The following is a 20,209-nucleotide window of genomic DNA, read 5'->3' on the forward strand; positions in this document are numbered from 1 at the left end:
CGCCGGTCCGCAGGGTGCGTCAGCCGTCCGCGCGCCGGTACTTGCGGACGGAGAGCGTACGGAAGATGGCGATGATCAGGACCGAGTAGATCAGCGACGCCCACACCGGGTACTGCATCGGCCATGCGTCGGACGGGGACAGACCGGGGTCGCCGAAGAGCTTGCGGCAGGCCTGCACCGTGGCGCTGAACGGGTTCCACTCCGCGATCGGCTGGAGCCAGGACGGCATCTGGCTGGAGTCCACGAACGCGTTCGAGATGAACGTGACCGGGAACAGCCAGATCAGTCCGCCGGACGTCGCCGCCTCCGGCGTGCGCACGGACAGGCCGATGAGCGCACCGATCCACGTGAAGGCGTAGCCGAGGAGGAGGAGCAGGGCGAAGCCTGCCAGGACCTTCCCGAAGGTCGTCGGCTCCGCGTAGCCGGGCCGCCAGCCGATGATCAGCGCGACGATCGCCAGGACCAGCAGTGTCAGCGCGGTCTGCACGAGGTCGGCGAGGGTGCGGCCGGTGAGGACCGCGCCCCTGGCCATCGGCAGGGAGCGGAAGCGGTCGATGAGGCCCTTGTGCATGTCGTCGGCGATGCCCGCGCCCGCGCCGGCCGTGGCGAACGTGACCGTCTGGGCGAAGATGCCGGCCATCAGGAAGTTCTTGTAGACGTCCGGGTCGGTGGTGCCGCCGATGCTCATCGAGCCGCCGAAGACGTAGGTGAAGAGGATCACGAACATCACTGGCTGGATGAGCCCGAAGAGGATCATCTCGGGAATCCTGGTCATGCGAATCAGGTTCCGCCGGGCGATGACCAGGGAGTCGTTCATGGTGCTCACTTCGCCGCCTCCTGCCGGTCACGCTTCGGGCCCTTGGCGTCCTGCGGCTCCCCGCCGTTCTCCTCTTCCTCCCGCTCGGCCGCGTGGCCGGTCAGCGAGATGAAGACGTCGTCGAGCGTGGGCCGGCGCAGACCGATGTCGTCGATCTCGACGCCGACGGTGTCCAGGTCGCGGATGACCTCGGCGAGCAGCTTGGCGCCTCCGGTGACCGGGACGGTGAGCTTGCGGGTGTGGTTCTCGACGGAGACCTCACCGTGGCCGATGCCCGCCACTCCGTAGCGGGCGAGGACGTTGCGGGCCGGGTCGATCATCTCCGGCTCGTGGACGACGACCTCGACGCGCTCGCCGCCCGTCTGGGCCTTGAGCTCGTCCGCGGTGCCGCGGGCGATCACCTTGCCGTGGTCGATGACGCAGATGTCGTGTGCCAGGTGGTCGGCCTCCTCCAGGTACTGAGTCGTCAGGAGCAGGGTCGTACCCCCCGCGACGAGTTCCTGGATGACTTCCCAGAGGGCCTGCCGGTTGCGTGGGTCGAGACCGGTCGTCGGCTCGTCCATGAACATCACCGGCGGGGAGACGACGAGCGCGGCGGCGAGGTCGAGGCGGCGGCGCATGCCGCCGGAGTACGTCTTGGCGGTGCGGTCGGCCGCGTCCGTGAGGTTGAACCGCTCCAGGAGCTCGACCGCCCGCTGCTTCGCCCGCTTGGCGCTCAGCTGGTAGAGCTGGCCGACCATCTGGAGGTTCTCGCGGCCGGTCAGATACTCGTCGACAGCCGCGAACTGCCCGGACAGGCCGATCGAGCGCCGGACTTCGTTGGGGTGCTTCAGCACGTCGATTCCGGCGACGGAGGCCTTTCCGCTGTCCGGCTGGAGCAGCGTCGTCAGTACGCGCACGGCCGTCGTCTTCCCCGCGCCGTTCGGGCCGAGCAGGCCCAGGACCGTGCCCTCGGGTACGTCGAGATCGACGCCGTCCAGAGCTCGTACGTCGCCGAAGGTCTTCACCAGACCTTCGGCGTAGATCGCGCCTGGCATGTGGGTTCTCCCAGGGATTTGGGCGTTTTCCACCCAAGTTTAGGTTTGAACGGCAGCCGCCGCCCACTGAATTTGTGACCTGACCCACAAAGCTAACGCGACATATCGCGATACACAAGCCCTCGCACGCACATCAGCAGATGCACAAGACGAAAAAGCGGCGCCGGGGGTCGAAGACCGATCCCCGGCGCCGCTGTTCGGCGAGCCATGCCGCCCGCTACGTCAGCACCACGTACCCCGCGTCCCGCAGCGCCGCCTCGACCTCCCGGCAGTGCTCGGGACCCTTCGTCTCCAGGTGCAGCTCCACGTCCGCCTCCGTCAGACCCAGCCGGGGATCGGTGCGCACATGGCTCACGTCCAGCACGTTCGCGTCCACCACCGTCAGCACCGCGAGCAGCGTCGCCAGCGCGCCCGGCCGGTCCGTCACCCGCAGCCGCAGGCTCAGATAGCGGCCCCCGGCCGCCATGCCGTGGCGCAGCACCCGCTGCATCAGCACCGGATCGACGTTCCCGCCCGACAGGACCGCGACCACCGGTCCCTGGAACGCCGTCGGGTCGCTCAGCAGCGCCGCGACCGGGCTCGCGCCGGCCGGTTCGACCACCAGCTTCGCCCGCTCCAGACAGAGCAGCAGCGCCGAGGAGAGGGCGTCCTCGGAGACGGTACGGATCTCGTCCACGTACTCGCGCACGATCGCGAACGGCACGTCGCCCGGCCGGCCGACCTTGATCCCGTCCGCCATCGTCACCGGCGACTCGATCGCCACCGGATGCCCGGCGGCCAGCGACGGCGGATAGGCGGCGGCGCCCTCCGCCTGGACGCCGATCACCTTCACGTCGGGGCGTACGGACTTCACCGCGAGCCCGATACCGGCGACGAGACCGCCTCCGCCGACACCCACCAGGATCGTGCGGACCTCCGGGCACTGCTCCAGGATCTCCAGGCCGACCGTGCCCTGCCCCGCGATGATGTCCGGGTGGTCGAAGGGGTGGATGAAGACCGCGCCGGTCTCCGCCGCGTACTCCTCGGCCGCCTCCAGCGTCTCGTCCACGACATGGCCGTGCAGCCGCACCTCGGCGCCGTACTCGCGGGTCGCCGCGACCTTCGGCAGCGGGGCGCCGACCGGCATGAAGACCGTGGAGTGCACCCCGAGGAGCGCGGAGGCGAGGGCGACCCCCTGCGCGTGGTTGCCCGCCGAGGCGGCGACCACTCCGGCCGCCCGCTGCTCGGGCCGCAGCCCCGCGATCCGTACGTACGCGCCGCGCAGCTTGAACGAGCCCGTTCGTTGAAGGTTCTCGCACTTGAGGTGGACCGGGGCTCCCACCAGCGACGACAGATGGCGGCTGCCCTCCATCGCGGTCACTCGGGCCACCCCGGACAGCATCTTCTGCGCCCCGCGCACATCGTCGAGGATCAGCGGGTGCAAGGGGTCTGGCCTACGGAAGCTCATGACAGCAAGTCTCGCAGCTCAAGGGGCTGGTGGCCGCCCGGAGAGCGCCCGTCGCAGCCGGTTTGCGCAGCGCAGGTACGGACTCTCGCGGGTCCGCGTACTCTGTCCCCCACCAACCGACCACCGCACGAGAGAGCCCCCACAGCCATGCCCACATCTCAGGACATGACGACTGAGCTTGACCCCGGTCTCCTCGATGCCCTCCAGCACCAGGTGGCCGTCTTCGCCCGCCGGGCCGAACAGACCCGTCTCGGCGGCACCGGACAGCTCCGCAACTCGATGGACCGGGCGGCGTACCTGCTCCTGAACCGGCTCGACCAGGAAGGTCCGATGGGCGTCAAGGCGCTCGCGGCGGGCATGGGCATCGACTCGTCCACCGTCACCCGCCAGGTCGCCCCGCTCGTCGACACCGGCCTGGTCAAGCGCACCTCGCACCCCGAGGACGGGCGCGCGGTCGTGCTCCAGCTCTCCCCGCGCGGCCTGGCCCGCCTGGAGGAGGTCCGCGCCTCGCGCCGCGAGCTGATGGCTCAGGTGACGGACGGCTGGACCCCGGCGGAGCGCGAATCGTTCTGCACCCTGCTCACCCGCTTCAACTCCGCGCTCTCCGCCCGGCAGTCGGGCCTGCCGCCCGCCACGGACACGGAGTCCGCCGCGACCTCTTGACCCCGGCCCCGCCCTGTCCTCATATGAGGACGTGCGAGATCGACAGGACGGCCCGTCGGGCGAGAACCGCTTCCGCGCCCGGCAGTTCGAGGCGTTCGTGGCGGGGGCGGCGGGCCGGCTGCTGCATGCCGCGACGCTGCTGACCGCCGAGACGCGGGACGCCAACCCCCGCGCCCAGGCGCTGTTGACCGCCTCCCTCGCCCACACCTACGCCCACTGGGACCGGCTGCGCGGGGAGGACCCGTACGACCGCACCCGCGCCGACCTCGCCACCCGCTTCGCCCGCACCGCCTGGCGGCACCACCGCGGCCGGGGCGGCCTCCTCGCCGCGCTCACCCCGCAGGAACGCCTCGTCGTGGTGCTGCGGCTGTACGAGGGGGTGGCCGAGGAGCAGACCGCGGCCCTGCTCGGACTGGCCGAGGAGCGCGTACGGGCCATCTGCGCCCGGTCCGTCTCGGCGCTGCGGGACCGGCGCGGCGGGAGGGTCGTCTCGTGAGCCGCCACGAGGACAAGGAGGACGAGGTCCGGCGGATGCTGGAATCCCCGCATCCGCAGGTCCCCGCCGAGCTGGTCGCGCGGGCCGTGGCGCGCGGCGCCCGGCTGCTCCACCGCGACCGGGCCGTACGGCGAGCCCTGTGGCTGCTGGTGGTCGCGGCCGTGCTCGCGTTCGCGGTCTGGGCGACGGTGGCCGAGCCCTGGAGCGTGCCGCCCGCGGAGACGACGCCACCGCTCGAAGGCTGGTGACGGCGGCCTTAGCCTGGAAGAAGCGGGCGAGTCGAGGAGGACCCATGACCAGGAAAGTCGCCGACTGCCGCAAGACCCCCAGCGTGATGGGCTGCACCCTCACCATCACCGGTGAGGAGGAGGAAGTCGTCCGGGCCGCCTCCGAACACGCGATCTCCGTGCACGGGCACGACGACAGCCCCGAGCTGCGCGCGATGGTCCGGGAATCGCTGGAGGACGAGAAGGTACCGGCCTGACCGGGCGGTGACCAGCGGCCGGGCGCCCCTCGGAGGGGCGCCCGGCCGGGACACGTCAGGGACGCGGGCCGGTCGTACGACTCGGGTACGGGCCCGCTCCCGGCGGTACTAGCCCAGGGCCTGGCGCAGGTCCGCCAGCAGGTCGTCCACGTTCTCGATGCCGACGGAGAGCCGGACCAGGTCCGCCGGGACCTCCAGGGCGGAGCCCGCCACGCTCGCGTGCGTCATCCGGCCCGGGTGCTCGATCAGCGACTCGACGCCGCCCAGGGACTCACCCAGCGTGAAGAGCTTCGCGCGGTTGCAGACCTCGACCGCCGCCTCCTCGCCGCCCACCACCCGGAAGGAGATCATGCCGCCGAAGGACTTCATCTGCTTGGCGGCGATCTCGTGACCGGGGTGCTCCGGCAGACCCGGGTACAGGACCTGGGTGACCTTCGGGTGCTGCGTCAGCATCTCCGCGATCTTCTCCGCGTTCTCGCTGTGCCGGTCCATCCGGACGGCGAGCGTCTTGATGCCGCGCAGCACGATCCACGAGTCGAACGGACCGGCCACCGCGCCCATCGCGTTCTGGTGGTACGCCAGCTCCTCGCCGAGCGCCTCGTCGGCCGTCACCAGGGCGCCGCCCACGACGTCCGAGTGGCCGCCCATGTACTTCGTCAGCGAGTGCACGACGATGTCCGCGCCCAGCGACAGCGGCTGCTGGAGGTAGGGCGAGGCGAAGGTGTTGTCGACGACCAGCTTCGCGCCGGCCGACCGGGCCACGGCCGCGACCGCCGCGATGTCGGTGATGCCGAGCAGCGGGTTCGAGGGGGTCTCGACCCAGATCACCTTCGTACGGTCGTTGACCGCGCCGCGCACCGCCTCGACGTCGGAGGTGTCGGCCACGGAGAAGTCCACGCCCCAGCGCTGGACGACCTTGGCGAAGAGGCGGAAGGTGCCGCCGTAGGCGTCGTTGGGGATCACCACGTGGTCGCCGGGGGCCAGCAGGGTCCGCAGCAGGCAGTCCTCTGCGGCCAGACCGGACGCGAAGGCCAGTCCGCGGCGGCCGCCCTCGAGGGCCGCGAGATTCTCCTCGAGCGCGGTGCGCGTGGGGTTGGCGCTCCGGCTGTACTCGTAACCTCCGCGCAGCCCGCCGACACCGTCCTGCTTGTAGGTGGAGACCTGGTAGATCGGCGGGACGACCGCGCCGGTCAGCGGGTCGGCGGTGTTGCCCGCGTGGATCGCGCGGGTCTCGAAGCTCTGGTGGATGTGCTCATCGCTCATGGGTCAGGAGCGTAGTCCCGAGGGCCGGGGACCGCCGCCCAATGTCTCAGGGAGTGTCCTGGACAATGGACACATGGAGATTCTCTGGTTCCTGATGGCGATGGCGCTGCTGATCGCGATCGTGACCCCGTATGTGAGGCGCCGCCGGTCCGGCGTCGGTATCCGGCAGGTCGCGCCCGGCTCGCCGGACGCCGCCGATCCCGAGGCGTACGGCTTCCTGCGCCAGGAGGAGCAGGACGTACGGATGCCGGGGCCGGACCGGGATCTGCTCGACGTGCTCGGCGTGGTCCAGGCGACCCAGGACTGGCGTGCGGCCTCGCAGCTGCTCGCCGGCACGGAGAAGGAGGGCGAGGTCCGCTGGCAGCGTGTCCAGGCGTTCGCGGGCGCGGCCTCGCTGGAGCTCCAGCAGAAGCCCGGTGTGGGCGGCGCGTGGCTGCGCGCGTGGCGGGCCGACTCGCCGAAGGACCCGGGCGGGGCGGCCGTGCACGCCGAGTTCCTGGTGCAGCAGGCCTGGCGCTCGTCCTCGGCCGGCAGCGACGACTTCCGGATCATCCTCGAAGAGGCGAAGAAGGTGAGCGAGGAGGCGGCGCTGCTCGCCCCCGGCGACCCCGTCCCGTACATCGTGCAGCTCGCGGTCGCGCGGGGACTCGGCTACAGCCACGAGGAGTTCGATCAGGTCTGGGCGAAGATCATCGACCGCGCGCCGCAGCACATGGGCGCGCACCTGGCCGCGCTGCACTTCTGGTGCGAGAAGTGGCACGGCTCGCGCGAGGACGCCGACCGCTTCGCGACGGCGGCCGCGGCCCGCGCCCCGCAGGGCTCGCTGCTCGCCGCGCTCCCGCTCTTCGCGGTCTACGAGCACCTGCCCGAGATCGTGCTCGTCCAGGACTTCTTCCGGACCGAGGTGGTGCGGAAGGCGATGGAGGGCGCGATGTACGCGGTCCATTCGGCGCGCGCCGACGACCCGATGCTGGCGCACGTCCGGCACCTGCTGGTCCTCTTCCTGGTCCGCGGGGAGCGCTGGTCGGAGGCCATGCACCAGCTGGTCCACGTCGACGGTCATGTGGGCGCCCTGCCGTGGACGCTGAGCGAGGACCCGGCGGCGGAGTACACGGTGTACCGGAACCTGGCGGTGGCGGGCTACGAGGCCAACGGCGGAAGCCCGGCGACCCTGCCGCACTGACGCGGCGGGAGGCGGGCCCCTGCCTGAGGCCCGCGGCGGCACTCCGTGGCGGCACGCGCGCGTGACCGACGCCCGGACCCTGAGGGAATCCCTCCCGGGGCCCGGGCGTTGTGCGTAACGCCCACCGTCGAGGAGATGCCGCATGTTCCTGTCACGCACCCCCGTCCTCCCCACGCCCGACCAGGCGCTCAAGGGTCGGCCCGAGTCCGAGTTCGCGGTCCCCGAGCGCCACACCGTGCTGGGCACCCCGCTGCTCGGCCCGTACCCCGAGGGTCTTGAGGTGGCCGACTTCGCCCTGGGCTGTTTCTGGGGCGCCGAGCGCAAGTTCTGGCAGACCGAGGGCGTCTGGACGACCCTGGTCGGCTACCAGGGCGGCCTCACGCCGCACCCCGTCTACGAGGAGGTCTGCTCGGGCCTCACGGGCCACACCGAGGTCGTCCGGGTCGTCTTCGACCCGTCGAAGGTCTCGTACGAGAAGCTGCTCAAGCTCTTCTGGGAGTCCCACGACCCGACCCAGGGCTTCCGCCAGGGCAACGACGTCGGCACGCAGTACCGCTCCGCGGTCTACACCCACTCCGACGCCCAGGCCGCGGCCGCGGACACCTCGCGCGTCGCGTACCAGAAGGTCCTGACGGGCTCCGGCTACGGCACGATCAGCACGGAGATCCTCCCGGCCGAGGGCCGTACCTTCTACCCGGCCGAGGGCTACCACCAGCAGTACCTGGACAAGAACCCGGCCGGATACTGCGGCATCGGCGGTACGGGAGTCTCCTGCCCGATCGGCGTCGCGAAGGCCGAGTAGGCCTCGACGCGGGCCGCGCAGGATGCGCACGCCACGTAGGCCTCGGCGCACCGCGCGGACCGCGTAGGAGAGCCTGATCCCCCGGGGGCAGCCGGCGTGCCCGGACGTTGCCCCCGGGGGACTACCGGGCCGGCCCGGCTCCGGTCATCGTGGGGCGCGGACGGAGCTTCGCTGTCGGAATCGCCGGAGATGCCATGCGCGTTCAGGAGCCGGGCGGCCGGGATCGCCAAGAACCCGGGCGATCGACACGGCAGTCCGCACCCACCACCACCGGCTCCGACCGCGCTCCGGGCCCGCTCTCCCCGCAGCACCTCCACGCGCTCCAGCGCAGCATCGGCAACCGGGCCGTCACCGCGATGCTCGGCGGCCGGCAGGAGCAGGAACGGGAAGAGGCGCCTCCCGTGCAGCGCGCCGCCGCCCACCACGTGCTGCGCTCGCCGGGCACGGCCCTGGACGCGCCCCTGCGCAGCGAGATGGAGGCCCGTCTCGGCGCGGACTTCTCCACCGTACGGCTGCACACCGGCGCCGCCGCCCAGCGTTCGGCCTCGGAGCTCGGCGCCCGCGCGTACACCTCGGGGGAGCACGTCGTCATCGGCTCCGGGGGCACCGACAAGCACACCCTCGCCCACGAGTTGACGCATGTCATCCAGCAGCGGCAGGGCCCCGTCTCCGGAACCGACAGTGGCGACGGGCTGCGGGTGAGCGATCCGTCCGACCGCTTCGAGCGGGCCGCAGAGGCGAACGCGGCGCGGGTGATGGCGGGACCGGCGCCGGCCGGGCACGAACACCCCCACCAGCACGGGGCAGAGGCCGAGGGTCACACTGCCGGCTCCCACGCGCAGGCGGGGCAGGGCGCGGTGCAGCGCGCCGTCGGCTTCGAGTTCGAGGCACAGTGGAACGTCCGCAGGATGGAGGCGGACTCCGAGGCGGTCCGCGACCAGCGCGCGGCGGAGCGACTGCGGCTGATCGACGCCAAGATCCTGGGCATCTTCCTCTCCCCGTACTCGCCGTACCACGCGCGCCTCGACGAGAGCGAGAGGAAGCAGGTCGCCGCGGGCGAACAGGACGCCCTGCGCGCACGGTGGTTCGGCGCGGACGGCATGCTGAACGAAGCCGGAGCGCAGCGCCTCGCCGCACTCGACGTGAAGGACGGCGAGCGCACGGGCCTGATCACGACCCTGCTGAACAGGGGAGAGGTGTCCGAGGCACCCCTCGCGGGCGAGAACCTCGGCAAGGGACGCGTCCACGGTCTCGTCGTGAAGGGCACGAAGTTCGACCTGACGGCGGATGCCAGCCCCACCGGCGGCTCCAACCTGGAGTGGATCACCGATCCGCTCACCTCGGTCGCGGAGGTCGGGTCGGTCATGGACGACGTGACCGCCATGGCCGGCTACCTCGACGGCCGAAGGAACGACGAGTACATCCCCTCCGAGGAGGTCCGGGCGGGCGGCGGGGAGCCCAGGGCCGGTCTGCGGATCTACCCGGACGGCAACGCGCTCAGCTTCGCCCCGCAGGCGACGCTCGGGGCGCGTCTGGAGCGGCTGCCGAAGCTGATCGACTACCTCGAGAACCGCAAGCCGATGAGCGCGCTGGAGCGGGTCCCCCTGCTGGGCTCGGGCCGGGTCGAGGGCCGCCGGCAGGCGTCCACCGACCTGTCGGCGGGCGGTCTCGGCGATCTCCCGGCGGCACGCGCGGGCGCCGGCGCCGCGGTCGCCGCACTGCTTCCGACGCTCGGCTTCGAGGTGCCGGGGTCCGACAGGAAGGCGCTCACGGGTCTCGTCATGCACCTCGCCGCCTACCTGCTCCAGGGGCAGAAGCTCCAGCCGGGATCCAACGCCAAGTCGATCGCCGGGGCCCTGATGGCCCGCACGGACTTCGCCCGCTCCTTCGGCCTGCTGTCGCAGGACCTGAGGAACCACTTCCAGGCTGCCCCGCCCGCGTTCACCGCGCTCGTCCTGGAGGCCGCCGGAATGACCGGCACCGACGGCGACCTGGTCTTCGGCAGCGAGGTCGAGCGCGGGCTGGCCAACGACCGTACCCGGACCACCGTCACGCTGACCCGCGGCCAGTGGCTGGGCGCGCTGCCGGCCGGGAACGATCTGCTCAAGAACTGGGAGCACCTGGCCCAGCCCGGGCGGGCCATGGTCGACCAGGACAGCGCCGAGGCCGTCCACAAGTCGCTCGGCGCCCTCGGTGGCGAGCAGAACCTCGTCGGCCCGCGGGGCGACCAGGAGGCGATCGTCGCCGAACTGCGGCGCATGCAGGACAACGTGCGGACGGGCCGGCTGAAGCCGCTGGCCGTCGCCGTCTTCAAGCTGGTCGAACAGCTCAACGCCGACCGGACGCTGAAGTACGAGAAGAAGAGGTGATCCGGGGCGGCCCGGAAAAGGCCGTGGCGGCCGCGGGCCGTCTGGCTACACTCGGACGCATGGGTTCGTTCTACTTCTTTCTCTGATTCCGGCCGTGGACACGGTCTGACCCGCTGATCCGGCGCCCCCCTGGGCGCGGCGGCGGTGGTCCCGGTGTCCCCTCTGCGGCCCGAACCGACCCCAGCTCTCAGGGAAAGATCCCATGCGCGACCGCGCCCAGTTGACCTTGAAAGACGTCTCCAAGTCCTATGGGGACCGCTCTGTCCTCGAACAGCTCACGCTCACCGTCCGCCCCGGTGAGAAGGCCGCCGTCATCGGCGAGAACGGCTCCGGCAAGTCCACGCTGCTCCGGCTGCTCGCCGGGGCGGAGGCCCCCGACGGCGGGGAGGTGACCGTCCGCTTCCCCGGAGGCGTCGCGCGGCTCGCGCAGACGCTCGCCGAGACCTTCGGCCTCGGGCCCGGGCACACCGTGCGCGACGCCGTCGACGCGGCGCTCGCCGAACTCCGCGCCATGGAGCGGGAGATGCGGGCGGCCGAGGAGACGCTCGGCTCCGCGACCCCCGAGGAGCTCGTCGCGTACGGCGAGCTGGCCGCCCGGTACGAGGAGCGGGGCGGGTACCGGGCCGACGCGCAGGCCGACGCCGCGCTGCACGGGCTCGGCCTCGGCCACGTCCCGTATGGGCGCCGCGTCGGCACGCTCTCCGGCGGGGAGCAGTCCCGGCTCGCCCTCGCCTGCGTCCTCGCCTCGGGCGCCGAGCTGCTCCTGCTCGACGAACCGACGAACCATCTCGACCGGGCCGCCGCGGGCTGGCTGGAGGAACGGCTGCGTGCCCACCGCGGCACGGTCGTGGCGGTCACCCATGACCGCGGGTTCCTGGAGGGGATGGCGACCACGATCCTGGAGGTCGACCGCGACACCCGTGCGGTGAACCGGTACGGCGACGGCTGGGCGGGCTACCGCGCGGCGAAGGCGGCGGCCCGACGCCGCTGGGCGCAGGAGCACGAGGAGTGGCGGGAGGAGCTGGCCCGTACGGAAGAGCTGGTGGCCGCGGCCGGGCAGCGGCTCGCGGGGGCGGGGAAGGACCCCCGGCAGGGTTTCGGCAAGCACCGCCGCTCGCACGAGAACAAGCTGTCCGGGCAGGTCAGGGCGGCCCGTGTACGGCTCGAACAGCTGCGCAGGGAGCCGGTTCCGGCCCCACCGGAACCGCTACGGTTCACGGCCCGACTGACGACGACCGCCCCCCACTCCACGACACCGGCGGCCACCGACCGGGGGCCGGGAGGCGGCCCCGGGGCGGATGGCGACCTCAGGCCGGATGGCGGTCCCGGGCGGGGTGACGGCCTCCGGCCGGGTGGCGGGCTCCGTCGACGCGGCGGTGTGATCGCCGAGCTCGCCGACGTCGTGGTCGGCGAGCGGCTGCGGATCGACGAGCTGCGGATCTCGCCCGGCGACCGGTTGATCGTCTCCGGGCCCAACGGCGCGGGCAAGACGACCCTGCTGCGGGTTCTCGCCGGGGATCTGCGGCCCGACGGCGGCACGGTCGTCCGGTCGGGCCGGGTCGGGTACCTGGCCCAGGAGCTGCCCGCCGTTCCGTCCCCGAAGCCGCTGCTCACGGCGTACGCGGCGGGCCGCCCCGGGCTGCCCGAGGAGCACGCCGTGGAGCTGCTCGCCCTCGGTCTCTTCCGGGAGGAGGACCTGACCGTGCCCGTGGCCCGGCTCTCGGTGGGCCAGCAGCGCCGGCTGGAGCTGGCCCGGCTGGTGACCCGGCCGGCCGACCTCCTCGTCCTGGACGAGCCGACCAACCATGTGGCGCTCTCCCTGGTCGAGGAGCTGGAGGCGGCCCTCGCCGCCTTCGAGGGCGCGGTGGTCGCGGTCTCCCACGACCACCGCTTCCGCTCGGGCTTCGGCGGCACCCGCCTGGAGCTGCGCTCAGGCCGGATCGCCTGACGCCCCGCGCAGCATCGCGGCCGTCGCCGCCGGGTCGTAGCCGGGGGCGACGCCGTCGACGAGGAGCACGTCGCCCGGAATGTGGCGGGCGCGCAGAGGGATCAGCTCCTGGTAGGCGGCGGAGTCGTACCAGGCGCGGGCGTCGTCCATCGAGGGGAAGGCGATCATGACGAGGTCACCGGGCCATTCGCCCTCCCGGACCTCCCGCTCGGGAGCGCCGTGCACGAGGAAGCGGCCGCCGAAGGGGTCGAGCGTGGACTGGATGCGCTCGATGTACACGAGGACCTCCTCGTGGAGGGAGGCCTGCGGGCTGAGGTTCGCGAGTGCGTAAGCGGTCATGACGCAAGCGTGCCGGGACATGCCGTACGGGTCGATTACTCCGCACGTCATGCCCCGGCACCCGCTCCGGACCGCCCCGGAGCGCCCGTACTCCCAGCGCCTCAGATCGTCGACGCGTCGATCACGAAGCGGTACCGCACATCGCTCGCGAGCACCCGCTCGTACGCGTCGTTGATCTGGTCGGCGCGGATCAGTTCGATCTCCGCGCCCAGGCCGTGCTCCGCGCAGAAGTCGAGCATCTCCTGCGTCTCGGCGATACCGCCGATCATCGAGCCGGCGAGCGTCTTGCGGCCGCCGATCAGCGAGAACAGGTTGAGCGCGATCGGCTCCTCGGGGGCGCCGACGTTCACCAGGGCGCCGTCCGTCCTGACCAGGCTCAGATAGGCGCCGAAGTCGATCGGGGCCGAGACCGTGGAGATGATCAGGTCGAAGGAGCCGGCGAGCTCGGTGAAGGTCTTCGGGTCGCTGGTGGCGTAGTAGTGGTCGGCGCCCAGCTTGAGGCCGTCCTCCTGCTTCTTCAGCGACTGGCTGAGCACGGTCACCTCGGCGCCGAGCGCGTGGGCGATCTTGACGCCCATGTGGCCGAGGCCGCCGAGGCCGACGATCGCGACCTTCTTGCCGGGGCCGGCGTTCCAGTGGGCGAGCGGCGAGTAGAGGGTGATGCCGGCGCAGAGCAGCGGGGCGGCCTCGTCGAGGGCGATGCCCTCGGGGATGCGCAGGGTGTAGTTCTCGTCGACGACGACGTGGGTGGAGTAGCCGCCGTACGTGGGCTCGCCGTTCTTGTCGAGGGCGTTGTACGTGCCCGTCGAGCCGCCCGTGCAGTACTGCTCCAGGCCCTGGAGGCAGTACTCGCACTCCCGGCAGGAGTCGACGAAGCAGCCGACGCCGACGCGGTCGCCGACCTTGTGCTTGGTGACGCCCGGGCCGACCTCGGCGACGACGCCGGCGATCTCGTGGCCGGGCACCATCGGGAAGATGCCCTCACCCCAGCCGTCACGGGCCTGGTGGATGTCGGAGTGGCAGATTCCGGCGTACTTGATCTCGATGAGGACGTCGTGCTCGCCGACCGGCCGGCGCGGCACGGTGGTGCGCTCCAGCGGGGCGTTGGCGGCGGGGGCGGCGTAGGCGGGGACGAGGGAGACGTTGGTGGTCATGGCGACCAGCCTGCCGGAGCGCCCGCGGCTCACCCAGCCCCCTGTTCTGCCTACGTCCAGCGTGCCTACCACTGGCAGGGTCAGGAACATCCGTCCGTCCGGACGTACGACCTGGGATAATCGGGACGCATGGATCGCCGCATGGATCTCAGTGCCGAACTCAGTGAATTCCTGCGCTCGCGCCGGGCCCGGTTGAAGCCGGAGGACGTGGGCCTGCCGGAGTTCGGGCGCCATCGTCGCGTACCGGGGCTGCGCCGGGAGGAGCTCGCGCAGCTGGCGGGCGTCTCCGTCGCGTACTACACCCGGCTCGAGCAGGGCAACGGGCGCAATGTGTCGATGGAGGTCCTGGACTCGATCGCGCGGGCGCTGCGGCTGACCGACTCCGAGCGGGCGCATCTTACGCATCTGGCCAAGCCGACGGCGAAGAAGAAGCAGCACCGTGCGGCGATCGTGCGGCCCCAGCACGTGCGGCCCGGCTTGCAGCATCTGCTGGACTCGATGGACTCCGTCCCGGCCGTCCTCCTCGGCCGCCGTCTCGACATCCTCGCCTGGAACCGGCTGGCGCGGGCGCTGCTCGGCGACTTCGCCGCGATGGAGCCGGAGGAGCGCAACATGGCCCGGCTGGTCTTCCTCGGGCCCAACACGCGTGATCTGTACCTGGATTGGGAGTGCAAGGCGACCGAGGTGGTGAGCGTGCTGCGGCTGTACGCGGGCTGCTACCCGGACGATCCCGCGCTGCTCGCGCTGGTCGGCGAACTGTCGGTGAAGAGCGAGGAGTTCCGCTCGCTGTGGGCGGCGCACACGGTCGCGGACAAGGGGCACGGCAGCAAGCGGCTGCGGCATCCGCTGGTGGGCGAGATGACGCTCCAGTACGAGTCGCTGAAGGTCTCCGGGACGGACCCGGACCTGGTGCTCGTGACGTACCAGGCGGAGCCGGGGACGGCCTCGGCGGACGCGCTGCGGCTGCTCGCGCAGTGGGGCGTGGAGGAGGAAGTCGTCCGGTAGCTCCTGCCGTACGCGTACGAGAGCGGCGGCCGCCTCCCGTGCCGGGAGGGGGCCGCCGCTGTCGTACGTACGGGACGGGCCGGACCGTCAGGCCGCCGAGCCGGCCTTCCACGCCGACCAGCTCATGTTCCAGCCGTTGAGGCCGTTGTCGGGGGCGATCGTCTTGTCCTTGGAGTTCTTGACGATCACGACGTCACCGACGATCGAGTGGTCGTAGAGCCAGGCGGCCTGCTGCTTCGGGTCGCCCGCGCCCTTGACGTCGTTCAGGCCCACGCAGCCGTGGCTGGTGTTGGCCGAGCCGAAGATCGAGTCCGGGCCCCAGTAGTTGCCGTGGATGAACGTGCCCGAGGTGGACAGGCGCATGGCGTGCGGGACGTCCTTGATGTCGTACTCGCCCTTGCCGTCGTCGTCCGTGAAGCCGACGGTGGCGCCGTTCATCCGGGTCTCCTTGAACTTCTCGGAGATCACCATCTGACCGTTGTAGGTCGGGTTCTCCGGGGAGCCGGCGGAGATCGGGATGGTCTTGACCGTCTTGCCGTCCTGCGTGACCGTCATGGTCTTGGTGGCGACGTCGACGGTGGAGACCTGGTTGCGGCCGATCTTGAAGGTGACGGTCTTCTGTTGGACGCCGTAGACACCCTGGGCGCCCTCGACGCCGTCGAGGTCCAGCTTCAGCGTGACGGTCGAGCCCTCGGTCCAGTAGCTCTCGGGGCGGAAGTCCAGGCGCTGGGAGTTGAACCAGTGCCCGACGACCTCCTGGCCGCTGCTGGAGGTCACCTTGACGCCGCCCTGGACGGCGGCCTTGTCGGTGATGGCCTTGTTGAAGTTGATCGAGACCGGCATGCCGACGCCGACGGTGGACCCGTCCTCGGGCGTGAAGTTGCCGATGAAGCTGTTGGCCTGGGAGACGGTGGTGAAGGAGGAGTTCTCGTGCGCCTCCAGCCCGGCCGCGTCCTTGGCGGTCGCGGAGATCTTGTAGACCGTGGCGCGCTTGAGCTGCTCGGTGGGCTGCCAGCTCAGCTTGTCGGCCGACATCTCACCCTTGACGGCCGCGCCGTCCTGGGTGGTCATCGTGACCTCGGTCAGCGTGCCGTCGACGACGGTGACCTTGGCGTCCTTGTTGATCGAGGCGTTGTCGGCGCCGTTCTTGGGCGCGATGGATATCTGGGCCTTCGACGTCTTCTGCGCCGCGGCCTCGTCGACCTGAGCCTGTGACTGCGGCGTCTTGGAGCTGTCGGCCGCGCCGCCCTTGTCCCCGTCGCTGCACGCCGAGAGCACCAATACGCCACCGAGCACCGCGGCTGCCGCCGCCAGGCTCCTGCGGCGCTTGCTGTCCGTCATCACACGCTTCTCCATCGTCGCCGATCCCTGCCAACACTTGCCTGAACATCCATGACACCCCGCCCGGTTCCGGAAGCGGGGGCTTTGTGGGGAACACCACTGATCGACACGCGCGTACGGTCCGTCCGGTTCCCCACACGGCTCCGTGCCCGGCTCCGCACGGGGATCCGTACCCGGGATCCGCGCACGGATTCCCCACGGGAAAGCCCCGGGGCGTGCGATGTCTCACGACATCGCCCCGGGGCTCCGAGCAGGGCTTCCGCGCTGCTAGGCCGATTCTTCGTCGTCTTCCTCGTCCCCATCCTCCTCGTCGAGGTCCCACTCCTGGGCATCGGGGTCGTAGTCGATCTCCTCGCTGGTCCAGGAGGCCTGGACCAGGTCGACACCGGGGACGTCCCGGACGAGGTCGAAGGGCTCGATGAGGTACGCCAGCGCCTCGGCGCTGTCCTCGTGGACGGCGGAGCGGGCGTGCACGCGCTCCTCCTCGGGCATGAACTCGTCGGTCTCGATCCGCCCGACGGCCGCCCCCGTCAGCTCCTCGGGTCCGGCGATCTCCAGGACGACCTCCACCCGAAGCCGTACATAGCGTGATGTCTCAGAAGTGCTCATAGGTCGGAGGGTAGGCCGCCCGAGCTCCCGACTTTCCTGCGACCCGCTGTTTTCATTAGCATCGGCGCACCTACCAATTCGCGGTTTCCGCAAGGGGGATCGAATCTCTGTGTCCGTCGCTCGACGCCCGCTGCTGACCGCCACGACGGCCGGGGCGCTGCTCTTCGCTCTCTGGTTCGTGCCGTCCGCGAACGCCACCGACGAAGGTCGGGTCACCGCTTCCGAGCAGGAGCGCGCGGCGAGCGGGGCGCGGCTCGCGGAGACGGGCGGCCCGGACACGACGCCGTATGTGATCGGCGGGACGGGCTTCCTCGCGGTGGGGGCCGGGTTCGTGGCGCTGGCGATGAGACGCGGCGGCCGGGCCTACTGAGACGTACGGACGACGGAAAGGGCCGCATCCCCCCGACTCGGGGGGATGCGGCCCTTTCCGCTGTGTGGCGGGTCCGTTACGCCAGGGGTCCGGTGACCGGCTCCACGGCGGCGACGAGCTTCCCTTCGCGGACGAAGGCGTCGGCCGCCGCCAGGTCGGGGGCGAGGAAGCGGTCCGGGCCCGGGCCCTCGACGCCCGCGGCGCGCAGGGCCTCGATGGCGGCCTGCGAGGCGGGGGCGGGGGTGAGGCCGCGGCGGAGCTCGATGCCGCGGGTGGCGGCGTAGAGCTCGACGGCGATGATCCGGTTGAGGTTGCCGATCGCGGTGCGCAGCTTGCGGGCGGCGGACCAGCCCATGGAGACGTGGTCCTCCTGCATCGCGGAGGACGGGATGGAGTCGGCGGAGGCCGGGACGGCCAGCCGCTTCATCTCGCTGACCAGGGCGGCCTGGGTGTACTGGGCGATCATCAGGCCCGAGTCGACACCGGCGTCGTCGGCGAGGAACGGCGGCAGGCCGTGGGACCGGTTCTTGTCGAGGAGCCGGTCGGTGCGGCGCTCGGCGATGGAGCCGAGGTCGGCGGCGGCGATCGCGAGGAAGTCGAGGACGTAAGCGACGGGGGCGCCGTGGAAGTTGCCGTTGGAACGGACCTGGCCGTCGGCGAGGATGACGGGGTTGTCGACGGCGGAGGCGAGCTCGCGCTCGGCGACCGTACGGGCGTGGGCCATGGTGTCGCGGCCGGCGCCGGCGACCTGCGGGGCGCAGCGCACGGAGTACGCGTCCTGGACGCGCGGTGCCTCTTCCTCCTGGAAGTGGCCGGTGAGCCCGGAGCCCTCGAGCACGGCGAGCATGTTGGCGGCCGAGGCGCCCTGGCCCGGGTGGGGGCGGATCGCGTGCAGCTCGGGTTCGAGGACCTTCTCGGTGCCGAGGAGGGCTTCGAGGGAGAGGGCCGCGGTGATGTCCGCGGACTTGTAGAGGGTGTCGAGGTCGGCGAGGGCCATGATCAGCATGCCGAGCATGCCGTCGGTGCCGTTGAGAAGGGCGAGGCCCTCCTTCTCGCGCAGCTCTACGGGCTGGATCCCGGCGGCGGCGAGCAGCTCGCCCGCGGGCTTGACGGCGCCGTCGGGGCCCTCGGCGTCACCTTCGCCCATGAGGGTCAGGGCGCAGTGCGAGAGCGGCGCGAGGTCGCCGGAGCAGCCGAGGGAGCCGTACTCGTGCACGACCGGCGTGATGCCCGCGTTCAGCACGTCCGCCATGGTCTGCGCGACCTCGGGGCGGACCCCGGTGTGGCCGGAGGCGACGGTCTTGAGCCGCAGGAACATGAGCGCCCGCACGACCTCCCGCTCGACGCGCGGGCCCATGCCGGCGGCGTGGGAGCGGACGATGTTGCGCTGGAGCTGCGCCCGCAGCTCGGGGCTGATGTGCCGGGTGGCGAGGGCCCCGAACCCGGTCGAGACGCCGTACACGGGCTCGGGCTTGGCGGCGAGCGCGTCGACGACGGCACGGGAGTCGGCAAGCGCCTGCACGGCCTCGGGGGACAGCTCGATGCGGGCGCCGTGGCGGGCGACGTCGATGACGTCCTGGAAGGTGGTTCCGGACGTGCCAAGGACGACTGAGTGCATATCCATATTCAGCACCCTACGGACTGAAGACCTGCATGTCACTAGTCGACCGGCGGGCGGGTCCTTACAGGGCCGCACGGGGCACCTCCGAGCGGCACCTCGCCACGTGACGCGATCCGCGCGCCGGCCCTACACCGGCGGGGCGTCGCGGAAGCGCCTGCGGTCGCGCGCTCCGGGCGGGGCGTCGGCGAGGCGGATGACCGTGCCGTCACGGCCCGCCACCACCGGCTTCACCGAGCGGGCCGCCTTGGCCTGGTACTGGGCCGCGTCGGCCAGGCGGAAGAGACGCCGCGCGGACTTGACCGGGCCGATGGGGTCGCCCGTGGAGGCGACCCCGCAGGCGACGCCCTCACCGAGCTCCAGCTCCCCGGCCCGTACGCAGAGTTCGTCCGCGACCGCCACCACCTCGTCCGCCGTCGGGCCGACCGACAGCAGACAGAACTCGTCACCGCCGAGGCGCGCCGACAGGGCTCCCGTGAGCATCGCCCCGCACCGGGAGAGCACCGAGCCGAACCGTTCGAGGAGACGGTCGCCGACCGCGTGCCCATGGGTGTCGTTGACCCGCTTCAGACCGTTCAGGTCGCAGACCACCAGGCTCACCACGGACCCGTCCGCCCGGTAGCGCTCGATCGCCTCGTCGAGCCGGGTGTCGACCGCGCGCCGGTTCGCGAGACCGGTCAGCGGGTCGGTGAAGGCCAGCTTCCGCACCTCCTCCAGGCGCTCCGCCTGGGCGATCCCCGCGGCGACCACGGCCGCGAGCACCGCCGCGAAGTCCGCGTCGTCACGGTCGAAGACCGGCACCCCGGCCGGGCGGGCCACGTACAGCTCGCCCCAGGCCCGCCCGTGCAGCACGACCGGCGCGACCACGCAGCAGCCGCGCCCGCGCCTGCGCAGCCCGGTGACGCGCCCGGTCGAGACGCGGTCGCCCGCGGTCTCCACCCAGGCGTCCGGCTCACCGCCGCCCGCCCACCGGGCGTGGAGGAACTCGGTGATCTCGGGGAACTGGTGCACCGGATACGTCTCCGCGTCGGGGAACTCCTCCTCCCCCACGGCCCGCTCCCCGGCATTGACCAGGACCTTCAGCCGGCCGTGGTCGCGCTGCCAGACCGACAGTGCGGCGAAGCTCCCGCCGAGCGCGTCGCGGGCGCCCAGCGCCGCGGCTCGCCAGAACTCGCGCGGGGTGTGCGCCGCCGCCATCGCCTGCGCCAGCGCCACTACGGCCCGCAGCCGCACATCCTCTCCCATTCCTCCAGCTTAGGGACGT

20 protein-coding genes are annotated in these 20,209 nt (G+C 71.8%); 10 read left to right on the plus strand and 10 right to left on the minus strand.

Annotated features, from left to right (window positions below):
- Positions 1-19: 19 nt before the first annotated feature.
- From ACZ3OF_RS11490 to ilvA, 3 genes are all read right to left on the minus strand, one after another.
- A complete protein-coding gene (locus ACZ3OF_RS11490) occupies positions 20-817 on the minus strand; it encodes an ABC transporter permease (RefSeq protein WP_361668773.1) in 798 nt (265 codons plus the stop codon).
- 5 nt (positions 818-822) lie between these two features.
- A complete protein-coding gene (locus ACZ3OF_RS11495; protein ID WP_361668003.1) occupies positions 823-1,854 on the minus strand; it encodes an ATP-binding cassette domain-containing protein in 1,032 nt (343 codons plus the stop codon).
- Positions 1,855-2,071: 217 nt separating this feature from the next.
- A complete protein-coding gene (ilvA, locus tag ACZ3OF_RS11500) occupies positions 2,072-3,301 on the minus strand; it encodes a threonine ammonia-lyase (RefSeq protein ID WP_361668001.1) in 1,230 nt (409 codons plus the stop codon).
- A gap of 147 nt (positions 3,302-3,448) precedes the next feature.
- On the opposite strand from ilvA, the gene ACZ3OF_RS11505 reads away from it, so the two are divergent.
- The 4 genes from ACZ3OF_RS11505 to ACZ3OF_RS11520 are packed head-to-tail and all read left to right on the plus strand — an operon-like array spanning position 3,449 to position 4,944.
- Entirely contained in the window at positions 3,449-3,964 is a 516-nt protein-coding gene (locus ACZ3OF_RS11505; RefSeq protein ID WP_361435909.1) for a MarR family winged helix-turn-helix transcriptional regulator, read from the plus strand.
- 31 nt (positions 3,965-3,995) lie between these two features.
- Positions 3,996-4,460 carry a sigma factor-like helix-turn-helix DNA-binding protein gene (locus ACZ3OF_RS11510; RefSeq protein ID WP_467304197.1) on the plus strand — a complete coding sequence of 155 codons (465 nt, stop codon included), beginning with the start codon at positions 3,996-3,998 and terminating at the stop codon, positions 4,458-4,460.
- Positions 4,457-4,708 carry a hypothetical protein gene (locus tag ACZ3OF_RS11515; protein WP_361667995.1) on the plus strand — a complete coding sequence of 84 codons (252 nt, stop codon included), beginning with the start codon at positions 4,457-4,459 and terminating at the stop codon, positions 4,706-4,708. The genes ACZ3OF_RS11510 and ACZ3OF_RS11515 overlap by 4 nt, the downstream gene beginning before the upstream one ends.
- Before the next feature lie 44 nt (positions 4,709-4,752).
- The gene (locus ACZ3OF_RS11520) at positions 4,753-4,944 is read left to right on the plus strand and encodes a DUF1059 domain-containing protein (RefSeq protein WP_361596744.1); all 192 of its coding nucleotides are present in this window, start codon (positions 4,753-4,755) and stop codon (positions 4,942-4,944) included.
- 108 nt (positions 4,945-5,052) lie between these two features.
- Here the strand turns inward: ACZ3OF_RS11520 and ACZ3OF_RS11525 are convergent, their stop codons facing one another.
- Entirely contained in the window at positions 5,053-6,207 is a 1,155-nt protein-coding gene (locus tag ACZ3OF_RS11525; RefSeq protein WP_361667992.1) for a cystathionine gamma-synthase, read from the minus strand.
- Between the two features lie 73 nt (positions 6,208-6,280).
- On the opposite strand from ACZ3OF_RS11525, the gene ACZ3OF_RS11530 reads away from it, so the two are divergent.
- The 4 genes from ACZ3OF_RS11530 (at position 6,281) to ACZ3OF_RS11545 (ending at position 12,509) form a co-directional block, all read left to right on the plus strand.
- Positions 6,281-7,390: a hypothetical protein gene (locus tag ACZ3OF_RS11530; protein ID WP_361667989.1), complete on the plus strand. Its 1,110-nt coding sequence runs from the start codon at positions 6,281-6,283 to the stop codon at positions 7,388-7,390.
- A gap of 142 nt (positions 7,391-7,532) precedes the next feature.
- On the plus strand, positions 7,533-8,192 hold the full coding sequence (gene msrA / locus ACZ3OF_RS11535) for a peptide-methionine (S)-S-oxide reductase MsrA (RefSeq protein WP_361667987.1): 660 nt from the start codon (positions 7,533-7,535) through the stop codon (positions 8,190-8,192).
- Positions 8,193-8,386: 194 nt separating this feature from the next.
- Complete coding sequence (locus ACZ3OF_RS11540) at positions 8,387-10,561, plus strand: eCIS core domain-containing protein (protein ID WP_467304202.1); 2,175 nt, start codon at positions 8,387-8,389, stop codon at positions 10,559-10,561.
- Positions 10,562-10,763: 202 nt separating this feature from the next.
- Positions 10,764-12,509, plus strand: coding sequence for an ABC-F family ATP-binding cassette domain-containing protein (locus ACZ3OF_RS11545; RefSeq protein WP_467304204.1), 1,746 nt, complete (start codon positions 10,764-10,766; stop codon positions 12,507-12,509).
- On the opposite strand, the gene ACZ3OF_RS11550 is transcribed toward ACZ3OF_RS11545, so the two are convergent.
- Complete coding sequence (locus ACZ3OF_RS11550) at positions 12,492-12,848, minus strand: DUF1330 domain-containing protein (RefSeq protein ID WP_361667981.1); 357 nt, start codon at positions 12,846-12,848, stop codon at positions 12,492-12,494. The two genes, ACZ3OF_RS11545 and ACZ3OF_RS11550, sit on opposite strands and share 18 nt — an antisense overlap.
- A 101-nt stretch (positions 12,849-12,949) precedes the next feature.
- Positions 12,950-14,002, minus strand: a complete 1,053-nt coding sequence (locus tag ACZ3OF_RS11555; protein ID WP_361667978.1) for an NAD(P)-dependent alcohol dehydrogenase — start codon at positions 14,000-14,002, stop codon at positions 12,950-12,952.
- Positions 14,003-14,143: 141 nt separating this feature from the next.
- On the opposite strand from ACZ3OF_RS11555, the gene ACZ3OF_RS11560 reads away from it, so the two are divergent.
- Positions 14,144-15,007: a helix-turn-helix domain-containing protein gene (locus ACZ3OF_RS11560; protein WP_361667975.1), complete on the plus strand. Its 864-nt coding sequence runs from the start codon at positions 14,144-14,146 to the stop codon at positions 15,005-15,007.
- 87 nt (positions 15,008-15,094) lie between these two features.
- Here the strand turns inward: ACZ3OF_RS11560 and ACZ3OF_RS11565 are convergent, their stop codons facing one another.
- Both ACZ3OF_RS11565 and ACZ3OF_RS11570 read right to left on the minus strand, forming a co-directional pair.
- The gene (locus tag ACZ3OF_RS11565; RefSeq protein ID WP_361667973.1) at positions 15,095-16,363 is read right to left on the minus strand and encodes a L,D-transpeptidase; all 1,269 of its coding nucleotides are present in this window, start codon (positions 16,361-16,363) and stop codon (positions 15,095-15,097) included.
- Between the two features lie 252 nt (positions 16,364-16,615).
- Positions 16,616-16,957 (minus strand): hypothetical protein, encoded by a 342-nt coding sequence (locus ACZ3OF_RS11570; RefSeq protein WP_361442971.1) that lies wholly within the window; start codon positions 16,955-16,957, stop codon positions 16,616-16,618.
- Positions 16,958-17,066: 109 nt separating this feature from the next.
- On the opposite strand from ACZ3OF_RS11570, the gene ACZ3OF_RS11575 reads away from it, so the two are divergent.
- Positions 17,067-17,327 carry an LAETG motif-containing sortase-dependent surface protein gene (locus ACZ3OF_RS11575; protein WP_361667971.1) on the plus strand — a complete coding sequence of 87 codons (261 nt, stop codon included), beginning with the start codon at positions 17,067-17,069 and terminating at the stop codon, positions 17,325-17,327.
- 76 nt (positions 17,328-17,403) lie between these two features.
- Here the strand turns inward: ACZ3OF_RS11575 and hutH are convergent, their stop codons facing one another.
- Positions 17,404-18,945: a histidine ammonia-lyase gene (gene hutH, locus ACZ3OF_RS11580; RefSeq protein WP_361668771.1), complete on the minus strand. Its 1,542-nt coding sequence runs from the start codon at positions 18,943-18,945 to the stop codon at positions 17,404-17,406.
- Positions 18,946-19,074: 129 nt separating this feature from the next.
- Positions 19,075-20,190 carry a GGDEF domain-containing protein gene (locus ACZ3OF_RS11585; RefSeq protein WP_361667969.1) on the minus strand — a complete coding sequence of 372 codons (1,116 nt, stop codon included), beginning with the start codon at positions 20,188-20,190 and terminating at the stop codon, positions 19,075-19,077.
- Positions 20,191-20,209: the final 19 nt, after the last annotated feature.

The organism is Streptomyces sp. NPDC022552 (assembly GCF_055561875.1).